The sequence below is a fragment of the Mycobacterium sp. genome (assembly GCF_035697385.1).
GTDB lineage: Bacteria > Actinomycetota > Actinomycetes > Mycobacteriales > Mycobacteriaceae > Mycobacterium.
Genome location: NZ_DASSCY010000308.1, coordinates 1 through 5,552 on the forward strand (window position 1 = coordinate 1; position 5,552 = coordinate 5,552).

5 protein-coding genes, 4 tRNA genes and 1 pseudogene are annotated in these 5,552 nt (G+C 64.9%); 8 read left to right on the forward strand and 2 right to left on the reverse strand.

Going from position 1 to position 5,552, the window contains the following annotated elements; all coding sequences use genetic code 11:
• Positions 1-204, forward strand: a pseudogene (locus VFH65_RS26045) (acyl-CoA dehydrogenase); the annotation flags it as partial.
• Position 205: 1 nt separating this feature from the next.
• Positions 206-973, forward strand: coding sequence for an enoyl-CoA hydratase/isomerase family protein (locus VFH65_RS26050; protein WP_353325547.1), 768 nt, complete (start codon positions 206-208; stop codon positions 971-973).
• A gap of 70 nt (positions 974-1,043) precedes the next feature.
• Here VFH65_RS26050 and VFH65_RS26055 read toward each other — a convergent pair whose 3' ends face one another.
• Positions 1,044-1,790, reverse strand: coding sequence for an SDR family NAD(P)-dependent oxidoreductase (locus VFH65_RS26055; protein WP_353325549.1), 747 nt, complete (start codon positions 1,788-1,790; stop codon positions 1,044-1,046).
• A complete protein-coding gene (locus tag VFH65_RS26060; RefSeq protein WP_353325551.1) occupies positions 1,787-2,551 on the reverse strand; it encodes an SDR family NAD(P)-dependent oxidoreductase in 765 nt (254 codons plus the stop codon). Before VFH65_RS26060 ends, VFH65_RS26055 begins: the two co-directional genes overlap by 4 nt.
• Before the next feature lie 76 nt (positions 2,552-2,627).
• Between VFH65_RS26060 and VFH65_RS26065 the strand changes: the two genes are divergently transcribed.
• The 6 genes from VFH65_RS26065 to VFH65_RS26090 all read left to right on the forward strand — a co-directional run bounded on the left by VFH65_RS26065 (position 2,628) and on the right by VFH65_RS26090 (position 5,529).
• On the forward strand, positions 2,628-3,767 hold the full coding sequence (locus VFH65_RS26065) for a thiolase family protein (RefSeq protein ID WP_353325553.1): 1,140 nt from the start codon (positions 2,628-2,630) through the stop codon (positions 3,765-3,767).
• 14 nt (positions 3,768-3,781) lie between these two features.
• Positions 3,782-4,657 (forward strand): methylmalonyl Co-A mutase-associated GTPase MeaB, encoded by an 876-nt coding sequence (meaB, locus tag VFH65_RS26070; protein WP_353325555.1) that lies wholly within the window; start codon positions 3,782-3,784, stop codon positions 4,655-4,657.
• 527 nt (positions 4,658-5,184) lie between these two features.
• Positions 5,185-5,271 (forward strand) — tRNA-Leu (locus VFH65_RS26075).
• A gap of 14 nt (positions 5,272-5,285) precedes the next feature.
• A tRNA-Leu gene (locus VFH65_RS26080) sits at positions 5,286-5,371 on the forward strand.
• A gap of 3 nt (positions 5,372-5,374) precedes the next feature.
• Positions 5,375-5,447 (forward strand) — tRNA-Lys (locus VFH65_RS26085).
• 10 nt (positions 5,448-5,457) lie between these two features.
• Positions 5,458-5,529: transfer RNA gene (locus VFH65_RS26090), tRNA-Lys, on the forward strand.
• Positions 5,530-5,552 lie beyond the last annotated feature (23 nt).

Here is a 5,552-nt window from a genome sequence, read left to right on the forward strand (position 1 = left end):
CACGGGCCGCAGGGGTCACTGGACAAGCTGCTGATGACGTGGACCGAGCAGTCCGTCGGACACGCGGCGCTGGCCGTCACTGGAACCAGTGACCCAGAGCTGTTGAGCGCCTACCTGTACAGCCGCGCGCAGAGCGTCATGGGCGGCACATCGCAAATTCAGAAGAACATCATCGCGTCGCGAATCCTCGGACTAGGAGTTTGAGATGTATGACATGCCAGACGAAATCGACGTCCGCGCCGACGGTGGCCTCCGCATCATCACGCTCAATCGGCCCGATGAGCTCAACGCGGTCAATGACCCGTTGCACGTCGGCCTGGCCAAGATCTGGGAAGCGCTCAACGAGGATGTCGACGCGCGGGCAGCGGTAATCACCGGTGCCGGCCGGGCCTTTTCGGCAGGTGGTGACTTCAACTACCTCGATGAGCTGCGCAGCGACGAAGCCTTGCGCCAGAAGACGATCAAGCACGGCCGTGACCTCGTCATCGGCATGGTGCGGTGCCGCATACCCGTGATTGCCGCTGTCAACGGCCCGGCCGTAGGGCTCGGCTGCAGCTTGGCGGCGCTCTCGGACATCGTCTACATGGCCGAGACTGCGTTCTTCGCCGACCCGCACGTGTCGATCGGTCTGGTGGCCGCAGACGGCGGGCCACTGGTGTGGCCGTCGCAGATCAGTTTGTTGCAGGCCAAGGAGTTCGCGTTTACCGGAGTGCGGATCAAGGCCGCCCGAGCGCTCGAGCTAGGGATGGCCAACCACGTCGTTGCCGATCCGCTCGCCGAGGCGATTGCGTGCGCGAAGAAGATCATGGAATTGCCGCAACAGGCACTCGAGAGCACCAAGCGCCTGATGAACATCCAACTCGAGAAGTCGGTTATGGCGTCGTTGGACTACGCGAATCTGTCGGAATACGTGTCCTTTGGGACCGCCGACTTCAACAAGATCGTGGACGGGCTGATCGCCAAGAAGAACTAGTCACTCCCGCGAGCGACCGTGTCTGCACGCAACGCGCCGGTATTTGTTGGCATTTGGCGGTCGCTCGCGGCTACGTGGTGAGCTCTTCTGAGCGCTGGATGGTGCCAGTGATGCCGGATGCGTCCTGCTGTGCCAGCAGCACCGCGGCGTTGGCCATCGCTTCTGGCGGCTCCACCATCTCGGGTGGGATCTCCATGCCGCCGCCACCGGCCTGCCAGCCCTCCGTGAGTACGACGCGCGACGGGCTCAGGCAGTTGACCGCGATGTTGTCGGGCTTGAGGTCGGCCGCCAGGCCGAGGTACAGGCGCTCAGCGCCGGCTTTCGACACCCAGTACGCGTTGGATCCGTGTTCGGTCATCGTGACGCCGGTGGTGGTAACCGCGATCAGCGAGCCGCCGCCACGGGCTCGCACATGCGGAATGACGGCCTTGGTCACCAGGAAGACGCCGGTCAGGTTGACGTTCAAGCACAGTTGCCAGCGCTTGAGCGGGGTCGCCTCGATCGGGCCCAGCCAGAGCACACCGGCGTTCGCGACCAGGATGTCGACGCCGCCGAACTCCGAAACCGTCGCGGCGACAGCGTCTTCCACTGAGTCCTCGCTGGTGACGTCACACGACACCGGCAGGGCACGACCACCCGAAGCCGTAATACGTTCGGCGACAGCATGGATCGTGCCGGGCACCTTGCCCCCTTGCTCCGAGCGTGCGGCGACCGCGACCGCCGCACCCTCGCGGGCGAGTGCCTCGGCCACCGTCGCGCCGATGCCGCGGCTTGCGCCGGCAACGAAGGCGACCTTGCCGGCGAGCGTCCCGGTCATTTCGGCGGGAACCGCAGCGCTCCGTCGAGGCGGATGATTTCGCCGTTGAGATAGTCGTTTTCGACGATGCTCTGCGCCAGTTGCGCGTACTCCGTCGATTTGCCCATGCGTTTCGGGAACGGCACCTGCGGAGCCCAGTACTGCTCGAGCTGGTCGGCCGCCTTGCCGTACGCCGGGGTGTTGATGGTGCCCGGCGCGATGGTGACGACGCGGATACCAAGCGGCGAGAGGTCACGCGCCGCGACGAGCGTCATACCCAAGACGCTGCCCTTGGCGGCGGCGTAGGGGAGCTGCCCGATCTGGCCCTCATAGCCCGCGATCGAGGCGGTGTTGATGATGACGCCACGGGCACCCTCGTCGAGCGGCTCCGACTTGGCGATGGCGGCAGCCGAAAGGCGCATCACGTTGAAGACCGCGGTGAGATAGAACTCGATCGTCTTCTTGAAGCCGTCAAGGTCCAGAGGCGACCCGTCCTTGCCGATCAACCGTCCGCCACTGGCGGGACCGCCGTGGGTGTCGACGGAGATCCGCAGCGGTGCCAGCGACTCGGCCTCGGCGATCGCCGCGTTGACCGACTCCTCGGAGGTGGCGTCGGTGCGCACATACCGCACACCGAGCTCGCTTTCGAGCTCCTTGCCCTTGTCATCGGCGAGGTCGGCGACGACCACCTTTGCGCCCGCGCCGTGCAGACGCCGGACTGTTGCCTCGCCCAGGCCGCCTGCGCCTCCGACGACGATCGCGGAGCTACCTGCGATTTGCATATGGTTCCCCTTCTTGCAACTGACGCTCTCGAACTGAGAGAATAACATTCTCATACCGGTCGAGACGGAGTCACCTATGCCCGAAGCCGTAGTCGTTTCTGCCCTGCGTACGCCCATCGGCACCGCCATCAAAGGCACCCTGCGGGACACCGATGCCTACCAGTTGGCGGAGCACGTCGTTGGCGCCGCGGCGGCGGATCTGGGCCCGATTCCGGTCGACGACGTGATCTTGGGCGAGGGCCTCTATGGCGGCGGCGTCGTCGCCAGGCATGCGGCAATCACGGCGGGTCTTTCCTCCGTGCCGGGACTCGCGCTGAATCGGCACTGCGCCGCCGGCCAGGCGGCTGTGCAGGGCGCCGCGGCCAGCATTCGAGCCGGCATGGACCAGCTGATCATCGCCGGAGGCGTCAACTCCGCGTCGACGTCGCCGCGGTTCAAACGCCGCCAGGGCGATGAGATGGTGGATTGGTTCCCGCCTACCCATCCGGACCGGCCCGATGCGCCCAACATGGACATGTCGATCACGGTCGGATGGAATGCCGCCGTCAAGGCCGGTGTGTCCCGCGACGAGATGGACGAGTGGGCGTTGGGATCGCATCGCAAGGCCATCCAGGCGATCGACGAGGAGCGCTTCAAGCACGAGATCGTGCCCATCGACACGCCGCACGGCGTATTCGAGGTCGACGAGCACCCCCGGCGCGACACCACCATCGAGAAGCTGGCGGCGCTCAAGCCGCTTCACCCCGAGATCGAAGGCTTTTCGATCACCGCGGGCAACGCCTGCGGCGCCAACGACGGCGCGGCGGTACTCGCTGTTGCCAGCGACCGGCTCGGGCTGCCGGCGCTGGCCACGATCCGGTCGTGGGCGTCCGTCGGCGTCGATCCCGCGTCCACCGGCCTCGCCCCCGTCGAGGCGATCCCGAAAGCGCTTGCACGGGCGCGTCTTTCGCTGGCCGATGTCGACCTATTCGAGATCAACGAGGCGTTCGCGTCGATGTGCGTGGCCACCATGAAGCTGCTCGACATCGACCCGGAGCGTGTCAACGTCAGCGGCAGCGGATGCTCACTGGGTCATCCTGTCGCGGCCACCGGGGCGAGGATGCTCGTCACGCTGGTGCACGAATTGCGCAGGCGCGGCGGCGGTGTCGGAGTGGCGGCGATGTGTGCCGGAGGCGGAATGGGATCGGCGACCGTGATCGAGGTGCCAGCGCCGTAGACTCGGCCATCAAGATGACCATCGACGAACTCATCGCGGCGGCGCGCAGCGGATCCACTCGCGCGGCCGGACGCTTGTTGAGCTTGGTCGAAAGTGCGCGCCGCGACGAAGTTCTCGGTGTGCTCGGCCCGGTCGGGCCGCCACAGATCGTAGGCGTGACGGGACCGCCTGGTGCTGGGAAGTCGACGACGGTGGGTGCGCTCGTCGGCGCATACCGCGAACGGGAGATGCGGGTCGCGGTGCTCGCGGTCGATCCGTCATCGCCCTACAGTGGTGGCGCGCTGCTGGGCGATCGGATTCGAATGAGCGCACACATCAACGACCCGGACGTGCTGATCCGCTCGGTCGCCGCGCGCGGTCACTTAGGCGGACTGGCAGCCGCGGTCCCGGCAGCGATCCGGCTGCTGGCCGCGTTGTCGTACGACCTGATCGTGCTGGAAACGGTCGGCGTCGGACAGTCTGAGATCGAGATCGCGGCGATCGCCGATCCGACGATCGTGATCCTCAATCCCGGTGCGGGCGACGCTGTCCAGGCCGCGAAAGCAGGCCTGCTCGAAGTTGCAGACATTGTGGTGGTGAACAAGGCAGACCGTGAGGGCGCCGATCAAACCGTGCGTGATCTGCGGGCGGAGACAATGGCTCCGATCATCAAACTCGTTGCCGCCCAAGGGGAGGGCATTGGCGAGCTGGTGGAGGCAATCGACGCTCACCGACGCGCCGACAGCCCGGATCGTCGTAAGGCGCGGGCTCGCGCACAGATCTTGTCACTGGCGCAAACCCTGCTGCGGAATCATCCCGAGCTGGAGTGCCTGGCGGAGATGGTCGCCGAGGGACGGCGTGACCCCTATAGCGCTGCTGAGCAACTCTTCGCCGTGCCTGTTGAACCATGATCTACCTGGCCACTTGACCGAAAAGATTATCGCTCGGAAGTTCCGAGCAAAGGTGCTACCGTAATTCCGTGACCATGATCCGCATCGACTATCTGCTCGCCGGGATGCACGCCGCGTCCACGGTGGCTTTGACGTGCGCGGGCACCGCTAGCGCAATCACCTCCGCCAGGAATCTGACGGAGCACCGCGGCGACAGCCAGCCCAGATGCTTCCGGTCATTCCGTCAACCTTCCGCCCCATTAGTGGGCGAGCGTCCCGGCCGGAAGCAAGGGCCCGAAGAAAAATCTCATATATCTCTCAGCTTTGCTGTTTGCCCTGTTAGGAACGTCGCCTGACATTCCTGTAGTTCGTCGCACCCAAATTACTTGTGGCACAGTATCTCTCGCTGAAAAATTCGGTTTACAACTCTCGCTTCTCAGAGGAGCATCGTTACTGCAACGCACCCGGACAGCCCGTGTGCAACGCGGGTGGGTAGGCGAATGGTCCTGTCCCGCTCGACCTTTGAGAACTACACAGTGGTGGCATCCGCGCTCGTGGCGGAACTTTGGTAGACGCGTCCGGCTCAAACCCGGGTGCCCTATACGGGCGTGCAGGTTCAACTCCTGTCGAGCGCACTTCATGGTGTCGAGCGTCCGTGACGGAACTGGGAGACGTGCCGGACTCAGACTCCGGTGCCCATTGCAGGGCGTGCAGGTTCGACTCCTGCCGGACGTACACGGGTCGTTGGTGAAATCGTGTATCACTCTTGGCTTTTACCCTTGAATTCCGGGTTCGAGCCCCGGGCGGCCCACTGACCACACGCGCCGTTAGCTGAGCTGGGATAGCACCAGATTCTTAATCTGGGGACGGGGGATCGAAACCCTCACGGCGCACGATGTTTTCAAAGCCAATGCCG